The 25433-nt window shown below is 66.7% G+C and carries 18 protein-coding genes; 15 read left to right on the forward strand and 3 right to left on the reverse strand.

Annotated elements, in window-relative coordinates; translation table 11 throughout:
- The first annotated feature begins 62 nt into the window (after positions 1–62).
- The 12 genes from motD to ACIQ7H_RS06930 all read left to right on the forward strand — a co-directional run bounded on the left by motD (position 63) and on the right by ACIQ7H_RS06930 (position 15277).
- On the forward strand, positions 63–935 hold the full coding sequence (gene motD, locus ACIQ7H_RS06875) for a flagellar motor protein MotD (protein WP_395789746.1): 873 nt from the start codon (positions 63–65) through the stop codon (positions 933–935).
- A gap of 3 nt (positions 936–938) precedes the next feature.
- Complete coding sequence (locus ACIQ7H_RS06880) at positions 939–1739, forward strand: ParA family protein (protein ID WP_395789748.1); 801 nt, start codon at positions 939–941, stop codon at positions 1737–1739.
- Positions 1736–2998, forward strand: coding sequence for a chemotaxis protein CheW (locus tag ACIQ7H_RS06885; RefSeq protein ID WP_395789750.1), 1263 nt, complete (start codon positions 1736–1738; stop codon positions 2996–2998). Before ACIQ7H_RS06880 ends, ACIQ7H_RS06885 begins: the two co-directional genes overlap by 4 nt.
- Before the next feature lie 279 nt (positions 2999–3277).
- Positions 3278–3553 (forward strand): STAS domain-containing protein, encoded by a 276-nt coding sequence (locus ACIQ7H_RS06890; protein WP_395789752.1) that lies wholly within the window; start codon positions 3278–3280, stop codon positions 3551–3553.
- Positions 3554–3575: 22 nt separating this feature from the next.
- Positions 3576–3938 carry a response regulator gene (locus ACIQ7H_RS06895; protein WP_395789754.1) on the forward strand — a complete coding sequence of 121 codons (363 nt, stop codon included), beginning with the start codon at positions 3576–3578 and terminating at the stop codon, positions 3936–3938.
- A gap of 7 nt (positions 3939–3945) precedes the next feature.
- A complete protein-coding gene (locus ACIQ7H_RS06900; RefSeq protein WP_395789756.1) occupies positions 3946–6063 on the forward strand; it encodes a chemotaxis protein CheA in 2118 nt (705 codons plus the stop codon).
- A 34-nt stretch (positions 6064–6097) separates the two neighbouring features.
- On the forward strand, positions 6098–8851 hold the full coding sequence (locus ACIQ7H_RS06905) for a Cache 3/Cache 2 fusion domain-containing protein (protein WP_395789758.1): 2754 nt from the start codon (positions 6098–6100) through the stop codon (positions 8849–8851).
- Between the two features lie 36 nt (positions 8852–8887).
- Positions 8888–9385 carry a chemotaxis protein CheW gene (locus tag ACIQ7H_RS06910; RefSeq protein ID WP_395789760.1) on the forward strand — a complete coding sequence of 166 codons (498 nt, stop codon included), beginning with the start codon at positions 8888–8890 and terminating at the stop codon, positions 9383–9385.
- A gap of 129 nt (positions 9386–9514) precedes the next feature.
- Positions 9515–11722 carry a methyl-accepting chemotaxis protein gene (locus ACIQ7H_RS06915; protein ID WP_395789762.1) on the forward strand — a complete coding sequence of 736 codons (2208 nt, stop codon included), beginning with the start codon at positions 9515–9517 and terminating at the stop codon, positions 11720–11722.
- A gap of 317 nt (positions 11723–12039) precedes the next feature.
- Positions 12040–13140, forward strand: a complete 1101-nt coding sequence (locus ACIQ7H_RS06920; protein ID WP_395789764.1) for an OprO/OprP family phosphate-selective porin — start codon at positions 12040–12042, stop codon at positions 13138–13140.
- A gap of 46 nt (positions 13141–13186) precedes the next feature.
- Positions 13187–13345 (forward strand): hypothetical protein, encoded by a 159-nt coding sequence (locus tag ACIQ7H_RS06925; protein WP_395789766.1) that lies wholly within the window; start codon positions 13187–13189, stop codon positions 13343–13345.
- 51 nt (positions 13346–13396) lie between these two features.
- Positions 13397–15277 carry a methyl-accepting chemotaxis protein gene (locus ACIQ7H_RS06930; RefSeq protein ID WP_395789768.1) on the forward strand — a complete coding sequence of 627 codons (1881 nt, stop codon included), beginning with the start codon at positions 13397–13399 and terminating at the stop codon, positions 15275–15277.
- Between the two features lie 171 nt (positions 15278–15448).
- On the opposite strand, the gene ACIQ7H_RS06935 is transcribed toward ACIQ7H_RS06930, so the two are convergent.
- Positions 15449–15775, reverse strand: coding sequence for a hypothetical protein (locus tag ACIQ7H_RS06935; protein WP_395789770.1), 327 nt, complete (start codon positions 15773–15775; stop codon positions 15449–15451).
- 265 nt (positions 15776–16040) lie between these two features.
- Positions 16041–18095, reverse strand: coding sequence for a putative bifunctional diguanylate cyclase/phosphodiesterase (locus ACIQ7H_RS06940; RefSeq protein WP_395789772.1), 2055 nt, complete (start codon positions 18093–18095; stop codon positions 16041–16043).
- Positions 18096–18363: 268 nt separating this feature from the next.
- Between ACIQ7H_RS06940 and ACIQ7H_RS06945 the strand changes: the two genes are divergently transcribed.
- Both ACIQ7H_RS06945 and ACIQ7H_RS06950 read left to right on the forward strand, forming a co-directional pair.
- The gene (locus ACIQ7H_RS06945) at positions 18364–18876 is read left to right on the forward strand and encodes a chemotaxis protein CheW (protein WP_395789774.1); all 513 of its coding nucleotides are present in this window, start codon (positions 18364–18366) and stop codon (positions 18874–18876) included.
- 42 nt (positions 18877–18918) lie between these two features.
- Positions 18919–21498: a methyl-accepting chemotaxis protein gene (locus tag ACIQ7H_RS06950; RefSeq protein ID WP_395789776.1), complete on the forward strand. Its 2580-nt coding sequence runs from the start codon at positions 18919–18921 to the stop codon at positions 21496–21498.
- Positions 21499–21892: 394 nt separating this feature from the next.
- Here ACIQ7H_RS06950 and ACIQ7H_RS06955 read toward each other — a convergent pair whose 3' ends face one another.
- Complete coding sequence (locus ACIQ7H_RS06955) at positions 21893–22255, reverse strand: energy transducer TonB (protein ID WP_395789778.1); 363 nt, start codon at positions 22253–22255, stop codon at positions 21893–21895.
- Positions 22256–22475: 220 nt separating this feature from the next.
- On the opposite strand from ACIQ7H_RS06955, the gene ACIQ7H_RS06960 reads away from it, so the two are divergent.
- Positions 22476–25235 (forward strand): methyl-accepting chemotaxis protein, encoded by a 2760-nt coding sequence (locus ACIQ7H_RS06960; protein WP_395789780.1) that lies wholly within the window; start codon positions 22476–22478, stop codon positions 25233–25235.
- Positions 25236–25433 lie beyond the last annotated feature (198 nt).

Consider the following 25433-nt stretch of genomic DNA (forward strand, 5'->3'; position numbering starts at 1 on the left):
AGTGGCGCTGAGCGCCCACGGTCTGGGCGCCACGCACTCAAGCCGAGCACCCGACGCCCACCATGTCGCGCCACAAGCACAGCCACGAAGAACACGCCAACCACGAAGCCTGGGCGATTCCCTATGGCGACCTGGTGACCCTGCTGCTGGCCTTCTTCGTGGTGATGTACTCGATCTCCTCGGTCAACGAGGGCAAGTACCGGGTGGTATCGGATTCGCTGGCGGTCGCCTTCGGCAGTGGCCAGAAAGCGCTGCCGGTGCAGATCGGCGATGTCCTCCCCGGCGGCGCCGGCAGCGGCACGGCCACCTCGATCATCGGCAGCCAGCTGCCGCGCGGCCTGTTGACCGAACGGTTGGCGCAGGCCCTGCCCGACGCCGAGCGCCAGCGCTGGCTCGACCAGCAGTCGCGCGAGAACAGCCTCGAGCAATCCCGCTCGCGCGACGCGCTGTCGGCGATCGCCACCGACATCGAGCGTGCACTCGATACTCTGATCCTCGACGACGTGGTGCAGGTGTATCGCCGCGGCGACTGGCTGGAAGTCGAGATCAAGTCCGACACGCTGTTCGCCTCGGGCTCGGCCGCGCCGCTGCCGGGCGCGTTGGCCGCAGTCACCCGCGTCGCCGAAGTGCTGCGCGAGTCGCCCAACCTGATTCGCGTTGAAGGCCATACCGACATCGTGCCGATCACCACCGCGGTGTTCCCGAGCAACTGGGAGCTGTCGGCGGCGCGCTCGGCCAGCATCGTGCGGGTGTTGACCAACAGCGGCGTGGCGCCCGGACGCTTGACCGTGGTCGGCTACGGCGAGCACCAGCCGATCGCCGACAACAGCAGCGAAGCCGGCCGCAACAGCAATCGGCGGGTGGTGCTGGTGATTCTGGCCCGTAACGGCGATGGCGATTCGCTTGAACCCCCGACATCCGAGGCAGGAGCCTGATCCATGCGCACCTGGTGCATCGCCAACCAGAAAGGCGGCGTCGGCAAGACCACTTCGGCGCTCGCGATCGGCGCCTGCCTGGCCGAACGCGGCTTCCGCACACTGCTGGTCGATCTCGATCCGCACGCTTCGCTATCGCGCTGGCTGGACGTGCCCGAAGAGCCGACGCCGGCCGGCGTCTACGAGCTGTTCGCCGAGGCGCCACCGCCGCTGGTCACCCTGACCCACCCCAGCGGCCAACCCGGCCTGGATCTGCTGCCCGGGCAGCCGGCGCTGGCGACCCTGGAGCGCCAGAGCGCCAACCGCACCGGCCTGGGCCGCGCACTGGTACGCGCCTTCGCCAACCAGCATCGCTACGACTACGCCCTGCTCGACTGCCCGCCCACTCTCGGCGTGCTGATGGTGGCCGCACTCGCCGCCGCCGATGCGCTGATCATTCCGACCCAGACCGAGCCGCTGGCCCTGCACGGGCTGAACGCGATGCTGCGCACCGCCGCGATGGTGCAGCGCTCGCGCGGCGTGCCGGTGCCGGTACGGATTGTTCCAACCCTGTACGACAAACGCACCCGTTCGGCGCAGGAGAGCCTGGCCGAGCTGCGCTCGCGCCATGGCGAAGCGGTGTGGGACGAAGAGATCCCGATCGACACCCGCCTGCGCGAAGCCAGCCGCCAGGCGCTGACTCCGCAATCACTGGGCGCCGGCGCACGCGGCGCCAGCGCCTACATGCGGCTTTCCGACTGGCTGCTGACTGCCGATCTGCGCGATGTCGCTGCCACCACCGATACCAAAGGCTTGCCAACATGAGCGGCACTCCCGCGCTGGACGATTACTTCGATGCGCTGCTGGGCGAGGGCTCGAACCCCGCGTCCCCCGCCGCGCTCGCAGCCGCGGCTGCTGCCATCGTGCCGGCCGCGCCCGCGCAACCGACCGCGGTGGACGCGCCCGCGGCCGAAGCTGCGCCCACAGCGCCCAGCGTGTTTGCGGCGCCTCTCGGCGATCCACTGGACGAGCTGGAGGCGGTGTTCGAACAGGCCCAAGCCGAAGCCCGCGCCGCCGGTGTGTTCGACCAAGCCACAACCGCCGTCACTGCGGCCCCCGCTGCATTCGCCGCGCCACTGGGCGATCCACTGGACGAGCTGGAGGCGGTGTTCGAACAGGCCCAGGCCGAAGCCCGCGCCGGCGGTGTGTTCGACCAAGCCACAACCGCCGTCACTGCGGCCCCTGCTGCATTCGCCGCGCCGCTGGGCGATCCGCTGGATGAACTTGAGACGCTGTTCGAACAGACCCAGGCCGAAGCCCGCGCTGCCGGCGTTTTCGATCAGGCCGCTGCCCCAGCCGCTGAGCCGGCGCGTGCGCCGCTGCAGGGCGGGCCGAGCACCAATGAACTCGATGAACTGGAAGCCGCCTTCGAGGCGGCCTCCGCAGCCGCGCGCGACGCGCGCGTCGCCGTACCCGCCGCCGCAGCTGCCGTACCCGCACCCACGCCCGTACCGGTACCGAGCCAGGTGCCGCTACCGGGCCCGGCGCAGACACCGCCGCAGCACGGCCTGCTGAAGCCACAGCTGGTGCGCCGCAGCGAGGCGATCAAGCGCCGCCTGACCCGGCGCCGCGAGGAGGGTGAACGGACCAACCAGGTTCCCACCGAGCGCATCAACCGCTGGCTGCGCTTCCAGATGCAGGGCCAAAGCTATGCGGTGGAACTGTTGAAGGTGCAGGAGGTGCAGCGCGTGCCCGACATCATGCCGGTGCGCGGCGCTGCCCGGCACGTGATTGGGGTGATGAACCTGCGCGGTCAGGTGATCGCGGTGATTGACTTGGGCCTTTGCCTCGGACTCGCGCTCGAGCCCCGAACGGAAGCCTCTCGCGTAATTGTGCTGGAGACCCAGGAAGAAACTGTCGGCCTGCTGGTCAGCGCGGTCGCCGAAGTCATTTCGCTGTCGGAGCGCGCGATCGAGAATCCGATCAGCTCCATCCCCACCCTTCCCCGCGAAGCCCTGATCGGCATGGCGCGACACTCCGGCGGCATGAGTGTGTTGCTGGATGCGACGGCGTTCTTGAAGTAGCGGGGATTCGGGATTCGGGATTCGCGGGATGGCTGGGCTGCAAGGCCACGCGCCGCGCAGCCCACTTCCGCCGCCGCACAGACCTTCGCCGTCTTGAAGCCACGCCGCCACTCATCGAGGCCCCGCCACGCTTCGAATCCCGAATCCCGAATCCCGATTCCCCACGAGAACCAAGCGCCGTTAAGCCGTCACCACCATCGCGGCATGCAGCTTGCCTGAGTCTCAACACGGCGCCCTCAACGCAACGCGTCAGCATCTGATCGAGGACCTTGCAACCCCATGAACACAGTCGAACTTCCGGCCGATCTCGGTATCGAGTCCGCCGGCCCGCTGCAGGAGAGCCTGCAGACATCGGTGCAGAGCGCACCCGCGCTGACCTTGGGCGGCAGCCAGGTCGGGCGTCTGCATGCCGCCTCGCTGCAGGTACTCGCCGCTCTGTTCCGGCAGCGCAGCGCTGCCGGGCTTGAAACCCGAATCGAAAACCCTTCAGACGAACTCAAGGCCGCCGCCCGGATCTCCGGCTTGAGCCCCGTGTTCGGCTGGTCCTCACTTTGAAAGGCATACGGAGTAACGCGAGATGACACGCATATTGGCTGTGGACGATTCCGCCTCGATGCGGCAAATGGTCGCTTTCGCGCTTCGATCTGCCGGCTGGGAGGTGGATGAAGCCGAAGACGGCGTGATTGCGCTGGACAAAGCGAAGACGCAGAAATTCGCCTGCGTGGTGGCGGACGTCAACATGCCGAACATGGACGGCATCACCCTGATCCGCCACCTGCGGCAGCTGCCCGACTACAAATTCACCCCCCTGCTGATGCTGACCACCGAGGCCGGCATGGACAAAAAGCAGGAAGGCAAGGCCGCGGGTGCGACCGGCTGGATCGTCAAGCCGTTCGACCCCGATCAGCTGATCGCCACCATCCGCAAAGTGATGGGGTAAGGCCGCCATGCCCATCGACATGAAGCAGTTCCAGGCGGTCTTCTTCGCCGAGAGTCGGGAAGGCCTTGATGCGATGGAAGCCGGCCTGCTGAGCCTGGAGACTTCCGGCGAAGATCCCAACACAATCAACACGATCTTCCGCGCTGCCCATTCGATCAAGGGCGGCGCGGCGACCTTCGGGTTTTCGGCGATCACCAACACCACCCATCTGCTCGAAACCCTGCTCGACCAGGTGCGCGGTGGTAAGCGCGCGATCAGCGTCGAACTCAGTGATTCGCTGCTGGCGTCGGTCGATATCCTGCGCGAGCTGCTGGTCGCGGCTGAAACCGGTGACCCCGATGACGCCAGCCCCAGCGCAGAGTTGAACGCGCGACTGTCGGCCATGCTGGCCGATGGCCCGGGTGGGATGCCGGCGGCGCCCAAGATTCTTGCATCCCCTGCATCGAAGCCCGTGGCCGCTGCGGCGCGTGCCGCCGGCTGGCGGGTCAGCTTTGCTCCACATGCGAACCTGTTCATTACCGGCAATGACCCGCTGCGCATCCTGCGCGAGCTGGATCGGCTCGGCGAGATGAAGTCGGTCTGCGACACCAGCCAGCTGCCTGAACTCGGCGCGCTGGAGGCGAGCACCTCGTATCTGCGCTGGACCCTGGAGCTGCCCGCCAGCGTCAAGAAGGCCGCGATCGAGGACGCCTTTGCCTGGGTCGAAGACGAATGCGATCTGAGCATCAGTGCAATCGAAACCAGCGTCGGGGCGGCACCGTCGAGCACCCCGGTAGAGATCGCAGCACCCGCCACAGCCGCAGCCCCCGCGGCCCCCGCTGCAACCGCAGCAACCGCCATCGCCCCCGTCACCCAACCCAGCGCCGACATCGTCCCGATGCCGCAGCCCGGCGCGCGCAAAGATCTGGCCAAGCCCGGCGCCGCCAAAGCTGAGCGCACCACCGCCGATCCAGTCGACAGCTCGATCCGCGTCAACGTTTCCAAGGTCGATGCGCTGATCAATCTGGTCGGCGAGCTGGTCATCACCCAGGCCATGCTGCGCCAGCAGTCGCATGCACTCGATCCCAGCGATCACGAGAAGCTGCTGAATGGGCTCGCCCTGCTCGATCGCAATACCCGCGACCTGCAGGAAGCGGTGATGAGCGTGCGCATGCTGCCGGTTGAATTCGTGTTCTCGCGCTTCCCGCGGATGGTTCGCGATCTGGCAGCGCGGCTGAACAAAAAGGTCAACCTGCGCACCACTGGTGAAGGTACCGAACTCGACAAGGGTGTGATCGAACGTATCGTCGACCCGCTGGTGCATCTGGTCCGCAACTCGGTCGACCACGGCCTGGAGACACCGGAAGAACGCGAGGCCGCCGGCAAGGATCCGGTCGGCACGGTCGAGCTCAGCGCCTCGCACCAGGGCGGCCACATCGTCATCGAGATCACCGACGACGGTCGCGGCCTCAATCGCGAACGCATCCTGCGCAAAGCGATGGAGCGCGGCCTGAATGCCCACGAGGGCATGCCCGACTCCGACGTCTGGCGGCTGATCTTCCACCCTGGCCTGTCAACCGCGGACGCCATCACCGATGTGTCCGGCCGCGGCGTCGGCATGGATGTCGTGAAGTCGAACATTTCCGAACTCGGCGGCGAGATCGATATCGAAAGTCACGCCGGCGAAGGCACCCGGGTCACCATCCGGCTGCCGCTGACTCTGGCAATTCTGGACGGCATGACGGTGGCGGTCGGCGGCGAGACCTTCGTGCTGCCGCTCGGCTATGTGATCGAAGCGATGCAGCCGGATCTGAACGAAATCCGCAGCGTGCACGGCAGCGGCAAGGTGTTGAAGGTGCGCGGCGACTATCTGCCGCTTGTCAACCTGGCGGAGTTCTATCGGCTCGGCGATGCCCGCATCGACGACAACAGCCTGGTGGTGGTGGTCGAGGGTTCGGGCCGCAAGCTCGCCCTGGTCGTCGACGAACTGCTCGGCCAGCAGCAGGTGGTGGTGAAGAATCTCGAAGCCAACTACCGGCGTATCCCGGCGGTGTCGGGCGCCACGATTCTCGGCGATGGCCGAGTGGCTCTCATCGTCGACATCGGTGGCCTGGTTCGCGCGCTGGCCACTGCTTCGGCGGCCTGAGCTCAGCGCAACGCAGCACCGGAGGGAGACAGCGATGACGACGTGGCAGGGCAGGATCGCCGCAGCCGCGGCTCAGGCGCGGGCGCTCGGCGCACGCATGGGCCGCTCGGTGCAGCCAGTGGCCACCGCGTTGCTGTCGCAGCTGCGCCGGGGTCGGCTGTTCAGCCGCGGCGCCGCGTTGATTCGCAGCTCGCTCGGCCTGCGCCTTGCCATCGTGGTTGCCATGGGCGTGCTGGCCGTACTCGGCAGCACCACCCTGGTGGTGGGCTGGCAGGCCTCCAGTGCGCTGACCCGGCAGGCCAAGGATGAACTCGGCACTGCCGCGGATGTCGGCGAGCGCCTGCTCAGCACCTACGACAGCAGCCTGCAGGACACCGCACGGCGGATGTACGACACCTTCCTGGCCTTCCTGCCCGAGCAGGACCTGGTGGCCGACCCCGAACAGCGCATCGAAGTCGGCACGTTCACTCCGCCTGCGCTGTACATGGGCGACACCCTGCTGAACGGCAATGACGATCCGGTCGACCTGTTCGCCATGGCCACCGGCGGCGTCGCCACCGTGTTCGCGCGCGATGGCGAAGACTTCATCCGAGTCACCACCTCGCTGCGCGACGACAACAATCTGCGCGCGGTCGGTACCGCGCTGAACCGGGCGCACCCCGCCTACAAAGGGCTGTTTGAAGCACAGGACTTCATCGGTCGAGCCAGCCTGTTCGGCAAGGACTACATGACCTACTACAGCCCCGTCACCAATCTGGATGGCGAAGTGCTGGGCGTGTTCTTCATCGGTCTGCCCTACGGCGAGACCCTGGTCGGGCTGCGCAGCTCGTTGCGCGAGGCCGAGCTGGGCAGCGACGGCTATTTCATCGCGATCAACACTGCCGACGGCCGCCTGGAAGTGCACCCGGAGCACGAAGGCAAGAAGATCGAGGAACTCGAAGATCCGAGCTTGCGCGCAGCCCTCGAACAGCTGATGAAAAGCGGCGATGACGAGCTTGAGGTCGAACTGAAATCGCGTACCGGCGAAGTGCAGACCATGGTTGCGCGCACCCGGGACTTCGCCCCCTGGGGCTGGCGCCTGGTCGCGCTGGAATCACGCAACGCGGCGATCAGCTCAGCGGTCGGCCTGCTCGGCACCATGGCGGTGCTGTCGGTGTTCGCGCTGGCGTTTCTGTTGTTCGGCCTGCGCTGGATCGCCAGGCGATTGGTCACCGGGCCGCTGGGTGAGGCTGTGCGCGTGGTCGAGAGCGTGGCCCAAGGCAAGCTCGATGTCGCACTCAACACGCGACGCGAGGACGAGGTGGGCCGGCTGTACGCAGCGATGACCCGCATGAGCGCGGAGATCAGGGGCCGCATGCAGGCCGAGCGCACGATCGCGCAGCAGAATCTGCGCATCCGCTTGGCGCTCGATCAGGCCAGCGTCGGTGCACTGCTGACCGACAGCGGCGGCCACATCATCTACGTCAACCCGATGGCGACGCGGGTGCTGGGTGCGCGCAGTACGGAGATCCGCCAGCGCGCGCCCGACTTCGATGCTGACGCACTGCTCGGCCAGCGCCTCGGCCTGTTCTCCGACGCCAGCAACGATCTCGATCAACGCCTGGCCGCGCTCACTGCACCGGAGAAGTTCGAACTCGTGTACGGCGAGGCCGTGTTCGATCTGAATGTGTCGCCGGTGCGCGACGAGGCTGGCGTCACTTTGGGTTTTGTCGCCGAATGGCTGGATCGGACCACCGAAGCGCAGATCCAGCAGGAGATCGCCGATGTGGTCGGCGCGGCCTCCAGCGGTGACTTGAGCAAGCGCATGCAGGCGGCTGGCCGCAGCGGCTTCTACCGACTGTTCGCCGATAACCTCAACACCCTGCTCGACAAGGTCAATGAGGGCATCCGCGAGATTCGCGGCGTGCTCGGCGCACTGGCGCACGGGGACCTGAGCCGCAGCATCGAGGCCTCGATGAGCGGCGTGTTCGACGAGATGAAGGCCGACACCAATGCCACGGTCGACCGCCTGCGCGAGATCATCGGCCAGATCCAGTCGGCTGCCGACAGCATCAACACCGCCGCGGGCGAGATCGCCGCCGGCAACGTCGATCTATCGACTCGCACCGAGCAGCAGGCCGCCTCGCTGGAGCAGACCGCCTCCTCGATGGAAGAACTCACCGCCACCGTGCAGCAGAACGCAGAGAGCGCGCGCAAAGCCAATGAGCTGTCAGCCGGCGCCGCCGGTGTCGCGGTGCAGGGCGGCCAAGTGGTCGGCCAGGTCATCAGCGTGATGGGCGAGATTCGTACCGCATCAAAACAGATCGGCGACATCATCGGCACTATCGACGGTATCGCCTTCCAGACCAATATCCTGGCCCTGAATGCCGCGGTGGAGGCCGCTCGTGCGGGTGAAGCCGGGCGCGGCTTCGCCGTGGTCGCCACCGAGGTGCGCGCGCTGGCGCAGCGCTCGGCGGAAGCGGCCAAAGAGATCAAGCAGCTGGTCGGCAACTCGATGGACAAGGTTGGTGCCGGTTCCAAGCTCGTTGACGAGGCCGGCACCACCATGCAGGACATCGTGCGCTCGGTTCAGCAGGTGACCAACCTGATCGCCGAAATCTCGGCCGCCTCGGGCGAGCAGAGCAGCGGCATCGCCCAGGTCAACCTGACCATAACCCAGCTCGACGACATGACCCAGCAGAACGCCGCCCTGGTCGAAGAAGCCATGGCCTCGGCGCGCAGCCTTGAAGATCAGGCGCGCGATCTGGTCGAGGCGGCCGCCGCCTTCCGACTCAAAGCAGAAGCTTGAGCCCTCCCCAACACGCCCTGCCACCGGAGACCCGGCATGAGCAATGAACTCGCCAACACCACCCGCATCCACGAAGCCCATGCCGGCATCGGCGATGAGTTTCTGACTTTCAGCCTGGGCGACGAGGAATACGCCGTCGACATACTCAAGGTGCAGGAGATCCGCGGCTACGAGAACGTCACCCGGCTGCCGGATTCGCCCAGCTTCATCAAGGGCGTGATCAACCTGCGCGGCGTGATCGTGCCGATCGTCGATCTGCGCCTGAAGTTCCAACTCGGCCAGGCCGAGTACAACGAACTGACGGTGATGATCATCCTGAACCTCGGCACCCGCGTGGTCGGCATGGTGGTCGACAGCGTGTCGGATGTGGTGCGTCTGCAGAGCGAGGAGATCAAGTCCTCACCCGACCTCGGCGGCTCGGTCGATACGCGCTACCTGCGCGGCGTGGCCACCGTTGGCGAGCGCATGCTGCTGCTGCTGGATATCGAGCACCTGATGCTGGGCCGTGATATGGCCTTGACCGACGCAGCTTGAGTGAAGCCATCCGGCGGTCGTTGCGAGCGTGAACAAGAGGCACGGGAATTGCCTTGACTGCATGATCCGTCACTGAGTCGTCACAGTGACCTTCTGGAGGGCGGACCTCCACACTCGGAGGGCTCCCGCATGCGCAGCAATCTTCCGGTTACCGGCAAAGAGATCGAACTCGCCGAGGGCGAGATCATCGTTTCGCACACGGACACCAAGGGCAAGATCGCCTCGGTCAACCGCAGTTTCGTGCGCATCAGCGGCTTCACCGAAGCCGAGCTCATCGGTCAGCCGCACAACATCGTGCGTCACCCGGACATGCCCGAAGCCGCCTACAAGGACTTCTGGGACACCCTGAAGGCCGGTCGGCCCTGGGTCGGCATGGTCAAGAACCGCTGCAAGAACGGCGACCACTACTGGGTTGAAGCGCACGCCACGCCGCTGTTCGATGGCGAAACCGTCACCGGCTACATGTCGGTGCGCAAGAAGCCCACCCGCGCCCAGATCAATGAGGCCGAACGCGTCTACGCCAGCATGCGCACCGGCACTGCAGGGGGTTTGCGGCTGCGCTTTGGCGCAGTTGATCGCTCCAGCGCACTGCACCGACTCAATCCGCTGTGGCTGTTGAACCTGCGCAGCCGGTTGTACCTGTCTGCGGCGGGGGTGATCGCTTTCGGGCTGGCCCTGATCCTGCTGGACTCCAGCCCGCTGCGCTGGTGGCTGCTGGGTACGGCCGGGGTGTTTGCCCTCTATTCGGCCTGGTGGCTGGGTGAAGACATCAGCGGGCGCTTGCATCAGGCTGCCGCCGCCTTCCGCCGCATCGGCTCCGGCCATTACGACAGCCGGCTGCCGCTCGACCGCAACGACAGCATCGGCAGGGTGATGCTGGGGCTGCAGTCGATGCAGGTGCGGCTGGGATTTGAAGTGCAGGAGCAGCAGATCAAAGCGGCCGAAACCGCGCGCATCGTCGCTGCGCTGGAAACCGCTGACACCAACACCATGCTGGCCAATGCGGACTACACGATCATCTACACCAATGCCGCCCTGCGACGCATGTTCGACGCCGCCGAGTCAGATATCCGCAAGGTGCTTCCGCAGTTCCGCGCCAGCGAAGTGGTCGGCTCGAATATCGACATTTTCCACAAGGATCCGAGCCACCAGCGACGCATGCTGGACGCGCTCAAGCAGACCTATCGCACCCGCCTGGATCTTGGCGGACGCAAGCTCGATCTGGTGGTCACGCCGGTGTTCGCAACCGACGGCAGCCGGGTCGGTACGGTCACTGAATGGCGCGACCGCACTGCCGAGATCCTGATCGAGGACAACGTCGCTGCAGTTGTGGCTGCTGCCGCACGCGGCGACTTCAGCCAGCGCATTCCGCTGGAAGGCAAATCGGGCTTTGTGCGTAACGTGGCCGAATCGATCGACTCGCTGATGGACAGTACCGCCGGCAGCCTGCAAGCCGTGCGCACGGTGCTGCTGGCGCTGGCCGATGGCGACTTGAGCAAGCGCATCGAGGTGCCGCTGCAGGGCCTGTTCGACGAGATGAAGCAGGCCACCAACAGCACGGTGGCGCAGCTGGCCGAGATCGTGCGCGACATCCAGCAATCGGTCGACACCATCACCACCGCCGCCGGCGAGATTTCGTCCGGCAATCAGGATCTGTCGGTGCGCACCGAGCAACAGGCGGCCTCGCTGGAGGAAACCGCCGCCAGCATGGAGGAACTGACCTCCACCGTGCGCGGCACTGCCGAGAATGCGCAGCAGGCCAATCGACTGGCGCAGACCGCCAGCAGCACCGCCGACACCGGCGGCCATGCGGTGGAGCGCCTGGTCACCACCATGGGCGAAATCGATGCCCAGGGTCGGCGCATCGAGGACATCATCAGCACCATCGATGGCATCGCCTTCCAGACCAATATCCTGGCGCTGAACGCGGCCGTCGAAGCCGCCCGCGCCGGCGAGCAGGGCCGCGGTTTTGCGGTGGTCGCCTCGGAAGTGCGCGCCTTGGCCCAGCGTTCGGCGACCGCCGCGCGTGAGATCAAGACGCTGATCGGCGAGTCGGTGCAGAAGTCCCGCGCCGGCGCGGCGTTGGCGCAAAGCGCGGGCGGCACCATGAAGGAAGTGCTGAGCTCGGTGCGCCGCGTCAGCGATCTGATGGCGGAAATCTCGACCTCGGCCGCCGAACAGAGTGAAGGCATCGAGCAAGTGAACACCACGGTGGTGCAGCTCGATGAGGGCACCCAGCAGAACGCCGCCCTGGTCGAGGAAGCCACCGCTGCTGCACGCGCGCTGGAAGACCAGGCCACCCAGCTGAAACAGTCGGTGCGTCGCTTCCGGCTGTAGGCGCGCGGACGCGGAGTCTCTTCGCAGGGTCGAACTCACTGATCTCTTCAAACAGACGGCCGCGCGAGCGGCCGTCGTTGTTTCTGTGCGTTCGCTCCGGCTCGATGCGCACCGACTCAGCTCAAGGCGAGGGCGTTCCGCCGCTCTGAATCGCGTCTGCAGCCCCACCGCAGCGTCGCCACCCGAGACCATTGACCATCTATCACCTTTCATCGAGAAATTTGAGATTCGTCACAGAAATATCACTACATTTTCTTGTGAGCACGGCTTAGCACTTGCATGGGTGGATCGTCACCTACGAATTCCCCAGGCCCCCAATGAAGCGTCGCCGCACTGCCCTGCTGCTGGCTGTCAGCAGCCTGCTGTCTGTCTCCCCTGTCTCCGCCCAAAGCCTGCTGCCCTCGGACTGGCAGCTCAGCCCGACCTTGAGCGCCAACTACGACTGGCTGCGCGTGGACGAAGACAGCCGACCGCTCCCCGACAAAACAGATTTTCGCCGCGCGCGGTTGGGTTTGACCCTGCGCGGCGGCGAACGCTGGCAGGTGCGCGCCGAGCACGATGTCGAGAACCGCACAGCGCCCGAACTGAGCCTGCAGGTATTCCTGCAGAACGGCCGCAGCCTGCGCTTCGGCCAGTTCAAGCATCCTTTTCTGCTGGATGACGTCATCAACGAGAGGCAGACCCCGCTGATGGAGCAATCGCTGGCGACCGCCTATGCGATCAGCCGCCGGATCGGCGCCGATTTCGGTCAGGTCGGCGCGGACTACAGCTTCAACGTGTCGGTGTTCGGCAAGCGTCTGGACGGCCTGCTCGAAGGCGTGGGCCTCGCAACCCGCTACAGCCGCGTGGCCAAGCGCTGGGACGAGGGCCTGCTGCATCTGGGCGGCTCGCTGGCGCTGGACAACCCGCGCAACGACAGCGCGCGTTTCTCGACCCGTCCGGAGGCCGGTATCGCCACGCGCTCGCTGGTCGACACTGGCGTGTTTGTCGACGTGGACCAGAACCTGCGCGTTGCGGCCGAAGCCCTGGTGCTGCATGGCCCATGGTCACTGCAGGCCGAGCATGTGGTTGGCCGCAGCAGCCGCGAAATCCTGCCTGACTTCAATTCCGACGCGAGCTATGTGCTGGCGAGCTGGTCGCCGAGCGGACACGCGCGCAGCTACAAGAACGGCGTGGTCGGCGCGCCCAAGGCCGGCGAGAACGAGCGGCCATGGGAACTGTTTGTGCGCTACAGCCGGATCGATCTCGACGACGGCCCGGTGCTGGGCGGCCAGCAGCGCGACTGGGCGCTCGGTGCCACCTGGTACGTGCATCCGAATGTTCGGCTGATGGCCAATCACATCAATGTGCGCAGCACGCGACGCGGCATCAGCGACGACCCCTCGCTGTTCCAGTTCCGCATCCAGCTGAGCTACTGAGCCGGCGGCTTCGCCGTCGCTTGCCCCCGTCTTCAGGAGCTCCAAAATGCAATGGTTCAGAGATCTGCAAATCGGCCGCAAACTCGGCCTGGCTTTCACCGCCATCACCCTGCTGGCGCTTATCCTCGGCCTGTTCGCGATGTACGAGCTGCGCAACAGCCAGGCCCTGGTGCGCAACATCACCACCGAATCGATGCCGGCGTAGCGCTACCTGCTTGAGCTGCGCGGCATCCTCGGCGAATACCGCACATTCGAAGTGGCTCAGCTCGGCTACCAGGGCCAGGCGGCCGAGCTGGCCGACTACCGTCAACGCGTGACCGGGCTGCGCGGCGACTTCGATACCGCCACCGCCAACTATTCGGCGCTGATCGCGTCCGACGCCGAGCGCGCCCTGTTCGAAGGCATGCGCACGGGCGGCGAAACCTACTTCGCAGCGGGCGTCCAGATGGCGACCGCCATCGATGCCGATGACTTCGATACCGCGCGTGCGCTGTCGAGCGATGTCGCCCGACCGGCGCGGCGTGCGTTGATGGAAGAGATCAAGAAGCTGATCGACGAGCGCGGCAGCCAGCTGGCTGTGCAGGTCAGCGCCTCCGAGGCCGAATTCGCCGCCACCCTGACCCAGCTCGGCATTGGGCTCGGTGTCGTGGTGGTCCTGGCCGCAATGTTCGGCTGGACCATTACCCGCTCGATCACCAAGCCGCTCGAACAGGCCACACGGGTCGCCGAAGGTGTGGCCCGCGGCCGCTTCGATCAGCGGATCGAGGCCAGCAATCGCGACGAGGCCGGGCGCCTGCTGCGCGCCATGGGCGACATGCAGACCCAGATCAACAGCGTGCGCGATGCCCAGCGCGTGCTGGCCGATCAGCATGCCGCCGGCATGCTGGATGAGCGCATCGACGGCAGCCGCTTCGCCGGCGACTTCGCGCGCATGGTCGAGGAGGTCAACGGCGTGGTCGACGGCCACGTACGCGTGCAGATGCGCATGGCCGAGGTGATGCATCACTACACGCAGGGCGATCTCAAGCCCGACATGGACCGCCTGCCCGGCCGCCAGGCACAGATCTCCGAGGCGATGGACACGGTCAAGCGGCGCTTGGGCGAAATCAATGCCTCGATCCGCGAGCTGGCCTCGGCCGCCGCGCGCGGCGATTTCTCGGTGCGCGGCGATGCCAGTCGCTTCGAGCACGATTTCCACGCGATGGTGCAGGGCCTGAACACCCTGATGGAAACCAGCGACACCCAGCTGGCATCGGTGTCGCGCCTGCTGCAGGGCCTGGCCCAGGGCGACCTGACCCAGCGCATGCAGGGCAAGGCCGAAGGCGTGTTCGCGCGCATTCGCGACGATGCCAACAAGATGGTCGACCAGTTGCGCTCGATCATCGGCGCGATTGCCGACTCCTCCGGCACCGTGCGCTCCGCCGCCGCCGAGATCGCTGCCGGCAATGCCGACCTGTCGGCGCGCACCGAGCAGCAGGCGGCCTCGCTGGAGGAAACCGCGGCCAGCATGGAAGAACTCACCTCGACCGTGCGCGGCAACGCCGAGAACGCACGCTCGGCCAATCAGCTCGCAATCGGTGCTGCCGATGTCGCCGAGCGCGGCGGCAGTGTGGTGACCCGGGTGGTCTCGACCATGGGCGAGATCAACGCGCAGTCGCGCAAGATCGAAGACATCATCGGCGTGATCGATGGCATCGCCTTCCAGACCAATATTCTGGCGCTGAACGCTGCGGTCGAGGCGGCCCGCGCCGGCGAACAGGGCCGCGGTTTCGCCGTGGTCGCCAGTGAAGTCCGTTCACTTGCGCAACGTTCGGCCAGCGCCGCGCGTGAGATCAAGAGCCTGATCTCGAACACCGTGGCGAAGGTCGAGAGCGGCAGCAAACTGGTCGACTCCGCCGGCAGCACGATGGCCGAGATTCTGGCTTCGGTGAAGCGCGTCACCGACATCATGGGCGAGATCAGCGCGGCCTCGGCCGAGCAGTCCAGCGGCATCGAGCAGGTCAGCGCCACCATCACCCACATGGACGAGGCGACCCAGCAGAACGCCGCCCTGGTCGAAGAGGCCTCGGCTTCAGCGCACGCGCTGGAGGAACAGGCGGGCAAGCTGGCGGCCAACGTGTCGCGCTTCAGGCTTTGAGGGCTGGGAGTGGAAAATCGGGAATGGGGAATCGTTCAAGACGCGACTCGAGTCCTGCAGTCCGGGCTCCGTCTGCGTGTGCGTCTTTTCAAGCTGAGCTTGATGGGACTGGCGCACGGTTGATGCCGCCAGCCACCGGGCGTGACGCGGGCCTTGGGCTGGAGCCGAAGCTCAAGGACTCGCCGGCAGGCGGAACTCGCCGCGCAGTGGCTGCAGTTTCTGCACGTCGAACAGCTGCATCGGCGTTCGGGCCAGTCGGCTCCGACGCCCATGCGCAGCCTTTTTCAGCCGGCTTGAAACTTCCATCCGGGCGAACGGACCAGCCTCACCCGCAGGCACCCGCAGCAGGCGCACACCCAACAGGCCGCGGCGCAGCGGGAACGCGGCATGCGCCAGCCGGCGGCGGTCACACCCCAGCGAGGGCAGCACGCCGACGTCCAGGCTGCGGTTGATCAGCGAGCGCTGGATCCGGCGCTGGTTCCTGCCGATCAGCGGCACAAGGGTGCTGGGCGCACCCGCGGCAGTCAGCGCCGCAGCCTGCAGTTCGACGGCAAAACTCTAGCGGCGGTCATCCGCGCTTTCACCGGCGCTGACCCGCAGGCTGCGATGGGTTTCCGGCGGCACAGCGGCCGGCAGCTGCGCGGACGCCAATCCGTCGGCGGCGCCACTCAACCACTGCAAACACCGGCGTCGCTGCGCGCGCAATCTCCAGGCGAGCCTGGGCCGTACGCAGGGTTCACGGGCCTGACGATATCCGGGCCTGTCAGGCAATCGAGCTCGCATCATGCTGCGCCAGCCGGGCACCGAGACGTTCGGCGGTTTCCGGCCGTGCCAACAGAAAGCCCTGGAAACGGTCGCAGCCCAACAGTCGCAAGTGCTCGTACTGGGGCTGCGTCTCCACGCCTTCGGCGGTGACCTGCAGGCCGAAGTGGCGGGCGATGTCGATGACCGAACCGATCACCGCGTCGCCACCGGCCGGGGTGCCCATCGCCGCGACGAAGCTGCGATCGATCTTCAGGCCAGCGACCGGCAAACGGCCGAGGTAGGACAGCGATGAAAAGCCGGTGCCGAAGTCATCGATCAGGCTGCGCACGCCGGCATCGCGCAGCCGCGCGAACATCGCCGAGCAGCCGTCGAGATCGCCCATCAGCACACTCTCTGTGATCTCCAGACTGAGCTGCTGCGGCGGCACGCCGTGCCGCGCCAGGCTTGCCAGCACCACGCCTTCGAACTCGGCCAGCACCAGCTGACCGGCGCTGACATTCACCGCCATGGATGCGTCGTCCGGCCACAGCCCTGCGTCCCGCCAGCGGGCGACTTGTGCCAAGGCCATGTCCAGCACCAGCTGGCCCAGCTCACCGATCAGACCGATCGATTCGCTCAAGGCAACGAACTCCTGCGGCGGCACCGGCCCGAACTCCGGATGCTGCCAGCGCACCAGCGCCTCGGCGGACCGCAAGCGGCCCTCACTGTCAAAAATCGGCTGATAGACCAGGCTGAGCGAGGCGTCGTCCAACGCACGCCGCAGGTCAGCCTGCAGCCGGTGGCGGCGCTCGGTGCTGTTGCAGATCTCGTCGCTGTAGAGGCGCCAGCAGCGGCCGCCTTCAGCCTTGGCCAGCGCCAGCGCCGCCTCGCCGAGTCGAATAAGGCTGTCGGACGCTTCGGCCTGCGCGGGATACTGCACCGCGCCGATGCTGATGCTCAGTCGCACCACCTGCGCCTGCACGCTCAGGGGCGCCGCGAACGCAGCCTGCAGGCGATCAAGGCACGCACCGATCGACACCGGCGAGGCCTGCTCGGCGCACACCAGCAGCCCGAACCGATCGCCGCCCAGCCGCGCCAGCGGAACGTCACCATCGGCACTTGCGCGCAACCGGCTCACCGCCTCGCGCAGCAGGGCATCGCCGAAGCGATGGCCCAGCGCATCGTTGACCCGCTTGAATCGATCGATGTCGATGAACGCGACCCAGCCCGCGCCCGCTGGCGACGCTGAGCCGGCACCCAGCGCCGTATCCAGCGCCTCCAGAAAGGCCAGCCGATTGGGCAACCCGGACAGCGCATCGTGGCGCGCCAAAAACCGCGCCTGCGCCTCGGCCTGCTCGCGCGCCAGCACGTCGCGCTGCAAAGCTTCGTTGCCAGACTGCAGTGCGCGGTAACTGTCGGCCAGGCCCGAGCGCATGCTTTCGAGGGCGCCGATCACCGCGTCGATCTCATCGCCTTGGGCTTTGGCGACATCGCGCACGGCAAACGAGACATCGACTGCGCCAGGCGAGTAACCACTGGCGCGCGCGGCCAGCTGACGCAGGTCGCGGATCACCAGCCGCTGCACCAGCCACAGCAGCAGCACGCAGACGATCAGCAGCAAAGCCGCCTGCACCAGAACATTCTGCAGTGCACGCTGCAGCAGCCGTGCATCGCGCGCTTCGAGATCGAAGCCTACCCGCAATACGCCCAGGTCTTCGGTGGGGTCGCCGACCCGCGCGATTGCGGGCGGCCGCAGCGGAAACTCGACGCTGAGTACCGGGCGATGATCAACCCGACCTGCCTGTACCCAAGGCGTGCTCGCTTCGGCCTCCGGCAGTTCAAGCACGCTGACCCACGCCACTCCACTCTGACGCGCGATGCCATCGATCTGCAGCTGCGCCTGCGCCACGTCCAGCGCCCATAGACTCAAGGCAATGCTGTCGGAGTAGGCCGCAGAAATCTCCTTCGCGTGGGCATCGATCGAGGCGTTCTCGCGCCCGTATTCCCACCACAGCAGCAGCCCGGTGAGCAGCAGCAAGGTCACCAATCCGAAGGCCAGCACACGGCTCGCCAACAACCGCCCCAGGCTGCGCCGGCGCTTGGGCGCATGGGCTGCTGGAGCACTCTCCGGGCTCGGCCTGTCTGGCTTGCCGCTGTTCAATCGGATCAAACCTCATCACTCGGCTGGGCGTGCCGGCGGCAGCGCAGTCTGCTGCAAAGTGTGGACCAGCCGAAAGCTCCAGCCCGGCACGCGTGCCCTCCTATCGCGGCGCTTGTCCGGCGCTGTGCCCGGCACACCGCTTGCTTGATCAGCGCCATCATCGCCCTACCGCGGAGCCTCCATGTCTTTCGCCCTGTCCGGCCCCAAGCGTTCCGCCTCTGCCCGCGCCGCCGATGCGGCCAACGTGGTGCAGCAGGAGTTCCTGACCTTCCGCCTCGGCAGCCAGGAGTTCGGCGTCGACATCCTGAAAGTGCAGGAGATCCGCGGCTACGAAAACGTCACCCGCATTCCTGACACGCCCGACTACATCAAGGGCGTCATCAATCTGCGCGGCGCCGTGGTGCCGGTGGTCGACATGCGGCTGAAGTTCCGCCTCGCCGCCGAGTACGACGCCTTTACCGTGATGATCGTGCTCAACATGGCCACCACGGTGGTCGGCATCGTGGTTGACAGCGTGTCCGACGTCACCCCTTTCACCCAGGACCAGATCAAGGCCCCGCCGGAGTTCGGCAAGGGCGTCGACGCGCGCTTTCTGACCGGCATCGGCATGGCCACCGAACGCATGGTGCTGCTGCTCGATATTGACGAAATGCTGAAAGCCGAAGCACTCAGCCTCGTTGCCGCAACGGCTTGATCCAGCGCCGGCCGGCGCATCCCACGCTGCGGAGTCGAAGCAATGTTCAAGAGCATCCAGGCTCGCAGCACTCTGATTCTGGGCCTTCTCGCGGCGCTGAGTTTCGCCTTGGCCACGTGGTTGATCCAGAGCAAGGCCGCACTCGAACAGACCCGCGCCGCGCAGCGCGAACTCCAGGCCATCGCGGAAGCCCAGGCCGGCCACGTGCAGCGGCTGGCGGAAACGCCGCTGGCCTTCAGCCGTGCTCTGGCCGCCGCTACCGTGGCCGAGATGGGAACCGCTGAACCTGACCGCGGGCGGATGCTCCAGGTGGTGCGCCAGTTCGCGCTGTCCGACCGCCGCAGCCTCGGCTACTGGATCGAGTTCGAGCGCGAGGGCTTCGACGCCCGCGACACCGAACATGCAGGGCGTGGCGATCTCGCCTCGTCGGATACCGGCCGCTTCTCGATCTACTGGGTGCGCGACGAGGCCGGCGCGGTGGCGCTGGAGAACACCCTCGGAGTCGAAAACGATACCGACCTCACCACGGAGGACTATTACGTCGCCGCGCGCGAGCGCGGCGCCGAAATGATGTTCGAGCCCTACCTCTACAAGGTGTTTGGACACGAAATCCTGATGACCAGCCTGATGATGCCGGTGATCATCGACGGTGAGGTGCGCGGCGTTGCCGGCGCCGACATCAGCCTGAATGACATGCAGCGCACGCTGGGCGCGGTGCGACCCTTCGAGAGCGGCGTGCTGCGCCTGCTGTCGCCCTCCGGCATGGTGATGGCAGCACCGGAGACCGAGCTGCTGGCGCAGCCTTTGCCTGACCCCGAACTGCAGGCCGCGCTGCCGCGTCTGGCTGCGGGTGAGATCCTGCGTTTCGAGCGCGATGACGCGGCCGTCGGCGGTCGCGCCTTCCAGCTGTTCATGCCTTTCAAGGTGGGCGGCGGCGCCGATGTGTTCATCCTGCAGGTCTCCGCCCCGGTCGATGTGGTGATGCAGAGCGTCAGCGCCGTGCGCAATCGCATCCTGTTGATCGGCCTGCTGAGCGTGCTGGTGGTAGTGGCTGCGGTCTGGCTGATCCAACGCGCCCTGGTTGGCCGGCCGCTGCGGGCGCTGGTGACGGCGGTACGCGCCGTGGCTGCCGGCAAGCTCGACTACCCGGTGCCGGTCGGCCGTGATGATGAGGTGGGGCAGATGGGCGCGGCGCTGCGGCAGATGCAAGGCGACCTCAAGACCCGGATCGAGGGCGAGCGTGCGCTCGCACGCGAAAACCAGCGCGTTCGCATTGCGCTCGACAGTGCCGGCGTGGCGATGCTGATCTGCGATGCCGATGAACGTATCGTCTACGCCAACCTCGCCATGCGCACTTTGATCGACAGGCACGCCAGCGCCCTGCAAGCGGCGCTCGGCGCGCCGCCGCCGCAGGAGCTGGTCGGGACGGCCTGCTCCGCGCTGGCGCCCCCCGCCAGCTTCAGCGACGGCAGCCGCGAGCTGGAAATCGGTGGGCTGGTGTTCGCGCAAACCCGTGCGCCGGTCTTCGATGAGGCCGGGCGCCGTATCGCCACCGTCACCGAGTGGCGCGACCGCACCGATGAAGTGGAGCTTGAGCGAGCGCTGTCCGACGCCATTGCCGCCGCCGAACGCGGTGAACTTGACCGCCGCATTGACACCGGCCACAGCGAGGGCTTTCTGCGCCAGCTCGGCGAACGCTTCAACGGCTTGATCGCCACCCTGTCGGCAGCCATCGAGGATGTGCAGCGGATGCTGGCCAAGCTGGCAGAGGGCGATCTGCGCGAACGCATCACGGCGCGACACGCCGGGGTGTTCGGCCGCATGAGCGCCGACGGCAACCGCAGCGCCGACGCCTTGGCCGAGATCCTTGGCGAAGTGCGCCGCAGCGTCGATGCGATCAATACCGCTGCCGGCGAAATCGCCGCCGGCAACGCCGACTTGTCCTCGCGCACCGAGCAGCAGGCCGCCTCGCTGGAGGAAACCGCCGCCAGCATGGAAGAACTCACCTCGACCGTGCGCGGCAACGCCGAGAACGCCCGCTCAGCCAACCAGCTCGCCATCGGCGCGGCCGGCGTCGCCGAGCGCGGCGGCGCGGTGGTCACCCAGGTGATCGCCACCATGGGCGAGATCAATGCGCAGTCGCGCAAGATCGAAGACATCATCAGCGTGATCGACGGGATCGCCTTCCAGACCAATATCCTTGCGCTCAACGCTGCGGTCGAGGCCGCCCGCGCCGGTGAACAGGGGCGCGGCTTCGCGGTGGTGGCCTCGGAGGTCCGTTCACTGGCGCAACGGTCGGCCGGGGCGGCGAAAGAAATCAAGAACCTGATCTCCGCCACCGTCGCCAAAGTCGGCAGCGGCTCACGACTGGTCGACTCCGCCGGCACCACCATGGCCGAGATACTGGCCTCGGTGAAACGCGTCACCGACATCATGAGCGAGATCAGTGCTGCCTCAGCCGAGCAGAGCGCCGGGATCGAGCAGGTCAGCGCCACGGTCACCCATATGGACGAGGCCACCCAGCAGAACGCCGCCCTGGTCGAAGAAGCCACCGCCGCCGCACGGACAATGGAAAAACAGGCCGAGCGGCTGGCGCAGCGCGTCGCACAGTTCAAGCTGTAGGCGCGGCGCAAGTTCCGACACTCGAACTCGGCGGGTCCCGCCGTCGCTCGAAGCTCTCGCAGCGGATCGAGGCGGCAGCGCTACACACGCAGGCGCCTTCAATCTGGACTTGGCTTGCACAGACCCGTGTTGAACCGCACACCGGGCGGACTGTTGCGCGCCCTTACGGCGGCGTTGGAGACCTGCCGCGGCGCGGCAAGCGGAGCCACAGGTCGATTGCCGCCGCCTGGCCAGCCCTGAGCCTGCAGATCGGCCCGATCGCGCGAACGCTCCAGCGCGATATCAGCGCGGCGGATTCACGCACGCGACGCCGCTGCCGGCAGACTCGGCAGCAGCGCAAGTGGCCAATGCAGCGGGTCGATCAAGGGTCGGGGTCTGCCCGCCCTGGCCTCACTCAAAGCTTGAAATCGATCCGCCGCTTCATCCGCGCTTCGACCGGCGCACCGTTCTCGGTCGCCGGGTTGAAGGTCCAGCGGCGCACGGCGGTAAGAGCCTCGCGTTCGAACAAACGCGGCGGCTCGGCCTTCAGCACATTGATGCCACTGACTTTACCGTCGACACCGACCACGAATTCGAGTTCGACATAGCCTTCGGTGCCGCGGCGAGCGGCGTCTGCGGGGTAGTTGGGTGGATCGGTCTTCAGCGGCGTCGGCGGGCCGGCGGTCGCCAGCGCCGGGCTGGCTATCCCGATCAAGGTCGCCAGCGGCAAGGCAAGCAGCAGGGAGCGGACCAAGGGTGAGAATTCAATGTGGCGCATGGGCGTCTCCGTTCATCGGACTGGGGCGGCTGAGGTGCGGGTGAACCGCGGCGCTCGCGAAACTGCGAACAGCGTCCAAAGTGCAAACCGCGTACCGCAGCGCCACCGTCGGGATGTCGACAGTTTGGCGCCGCCACCGGCACGTCGCTTGCAGCCCGATCGGCGAACTCCACGCCGGGTATCCGCCCGTCGCAACGCCTCCCCGACTGCGAGCACGTCCATGACGCCACTCCAACTGCTGACCTCCGCCGCCGCGCCCGCCACCCGCCTGATGGACCGGCTGAAGCTCAATTCAAAGTTGGTTCTGATCGCTGCCGCCTTCGTGGCCGTGTCGCTGGTGCTGGCGGTGGTGCTGGTGCGCCAGACCAATACGGACATCGCTCACCTGCAGAAAATGGCGGCTGGCGAAGCCTTGTTTGTTGACTCGATTGCGCTGATGCGGGACCTGTCCCTGCATGCGACGCTGTCGCGGCGCGCGCTCGGCGGCGATGCCGGCGCCGAAGCCGAGAAAGCCACTGTCCTCGCCAAGCTCAATGTGGAGGCCACCGCGCTGTTGGGGTTGAGCGCGGCATTGCCGCCGGACGAACGCCTGGAGCGGTCTTCCGCCGAGCTCAAAACAGCACTCGACGACGCCCAGCAGCCCTCCGACGACGTCAACGTCGTCATGCAGCGCGACATGGCCGCCCTCGGCAAGGCACGCACCTTCCTGACGGCGCTGCACATGGCCAGCGACCTCTACCTGGACAACGACCCGGCCACCCTGCTGATGGGCGAAGTCGTCACCGAGCATGCCCCTGCACTGCTGGATCGGTCGCTGCGCATCCAGGCGCTCGGAAACCTGGTGATCGATGGCGGCGCTGTATGGGTTGACGACCGCATCGACCTCACCAGCTCGGACCGCGAGATCGCTACAGCCCTGGAAACCCTGGCGACCGTCGTCGCCAACCTGGACGCCGAATACGAGGATGTGCGCACCAGCCTGTCTGGAGTGGAAACCGCCTTTGCTGCCCTGCGCGACGGCATGAAGACCGGCCTGCTGGATGCCGAGGAAATCCAGATGGAGGCCTCTGAACTGCTGGCACTCGGCCAGGCGGCGGACAACTCGGTCTACGCGATGCTGGGGCTGGTGGAGCCGAAGCTGAAAGCACGCATCGAGTCGCGCCTGGCAGCCGCAGCCAACGAACGCACCCTGGTCATCGGCGGCATCGTGCTGGCATTGTTGATCGCCGGCTATCTGTTCGTCGGCTTCACCCAGAGCGTCGGCCGTGCGGTGCGCGAGATCGGCGCTGCCGCCAATGATCTGGCCCGCGGCGTGTTCCGCGACCGCGTCGCGGTGTCGTCGAATGACGAACTGCGCCAGATCGCCAATGCAATGGAATCGGTCAGCAAGGCCGTCGGCCGCTTCGCCGCTGCGCAGACCGAGATGTCCGATCAGCACGCGGCCGGGCTCATCAGCCATCGCATCGACGGAACGGCCTTCCAGGGCGAGTACCGCAAGCTGGCCGAGGGCGTCAATGAGCTGGTCGATGCACATATCCAGACCAACACCCAGGCGGTCGAGCTGATGGGCCGCTACGGCAACGGCGACCTCAGCGCCGACATGCCTGACCTGCCGGGTGAAAAGAAGCGCACCACGGCCGCGATGCGCACCACCAAGTCAAACATCAGCGCGATAAACGCCGAGATCCAGCGCCTGGTCGGTGCTGCCAACGCCGGCGACTTCAGCGCGCGCGGTGACGCTGACCGCTTCCAGCACGAGTTCAAACGCATGGTCGAAGGCCTGAACAGCCTGATGCAGGTGACCGATACCGGCCTGAACGATGTCAACCGCGTGCTGGGCGCGATGTCCAAAGGCGACCTGACCGAAACCATCAGTGCCAACTACTCGGGCCAGTTCGACGCGATGAAGCAGGCCGCCAACGGCACGGTGAAGGCGCTGGGCGAGCTGATTGGCCAGGTCAAGGAAGCCACCGATTCGATCAACACCGCGGCGCGCGAGATCGCCGCCGGCAACGCGGATCTGTCGGCCCGCACCGAGCAGCAGGCGGCCTCGCTGGAGGAAACCGCCAGCAGCATGGAAGAGCTCACCTCCACCGTGCGCCAGAACGCCGAGAACGCGCGCTCGGCCAACCAGCTGGCGATCGGCGCCGGCGAAGTCGCCGAGAAGGGCGGCAGCGTGGTCAGCGAGGTGGTGACGACCATGGGCGGCATTGACGCGGCCTCACGCAAGATCGTCGACATCATCAGCGTGATCGACGGCATCGCTTTCCAGACCAATATCCTGGCGCTGAACGCCGCGGTGGAAGCCGCGCGCGCTGGCGAACAGGGCCGCGGGTTCGCCGTGGTCGCCAGCGAAGTCCGTTCGCTCGCGCAACGTTCGGCGGGTGCCGCCAAGGAGATCAAAACCCTGATCGGCGATACGGTCGATCAAATCGCCACCGGCAGCGCGCTGGTCGATTCGGCCGGCAAGACCATGGCCGAGATCGTGACTTCGGTGAAGCGTGTCACCGACATCATGGGCGAGATCAGCGCGGCCTCGGCCGAGCAGTCCAGCGGCATCGAGCAGGTCAACGCCACCGTGACCCAGATGGACGAAGTCACCCAGCAGAACGCGGCGCTGGTGGAAGAAGCCACCGCCTCGGCACGCGCGCTGGAAGACCAGGCCGGCACGCTGGCCGATTCGGTCTCGCGGTTCCGACTGTCGAGCAATGCACAGGCCGCCAGCCCGCGCGCGACCACGCCCAGCCGCAACAGTTCGCCCGCAGCAAGGGCGCCGATGGCGTCCGCCGCGCCGCCGCGCAAGCCTGAGCTGCAGGCCGTGCGCAGCACGAGCGCACCGGCAAAACCGGCCGACAAGTCGCAGGCCAGATCCACGCCCAAGCCGGTCGCCAAGTCCTCGATCAAACCGGTGGCGAGCGCAGGCAAGCCCGCCCGTGGCGCGGGCGGTGAGGCTGACGACATGGAATGGACGGAGTTCTAGGTCAACGCAGGCCGAGTCCTGGGCCGAGGGGAATCGCGCGAGTCGGCTGCCGCGGTCTGGGCGTCCCGACTGTCAGTTATCGCGCGGTGAGCGTGTTCCTAGGCGAAGCCTGAGGGCTCCCGAACCCTCTCCCCCTGCCCCTCTCCCACAGAGAGAGGGGAGCTTCAAGCACCGCGTTGCAGTGGTCTGCGCCTGAGC

This window comes from Aquimonas sp., assembly GCF_044377145.1.
GTDB lineage: Bacteria > Pseudomonadota > Gammaproteobacteria > Xanthomonadales > Xanthomonadaceae > Aquimonas.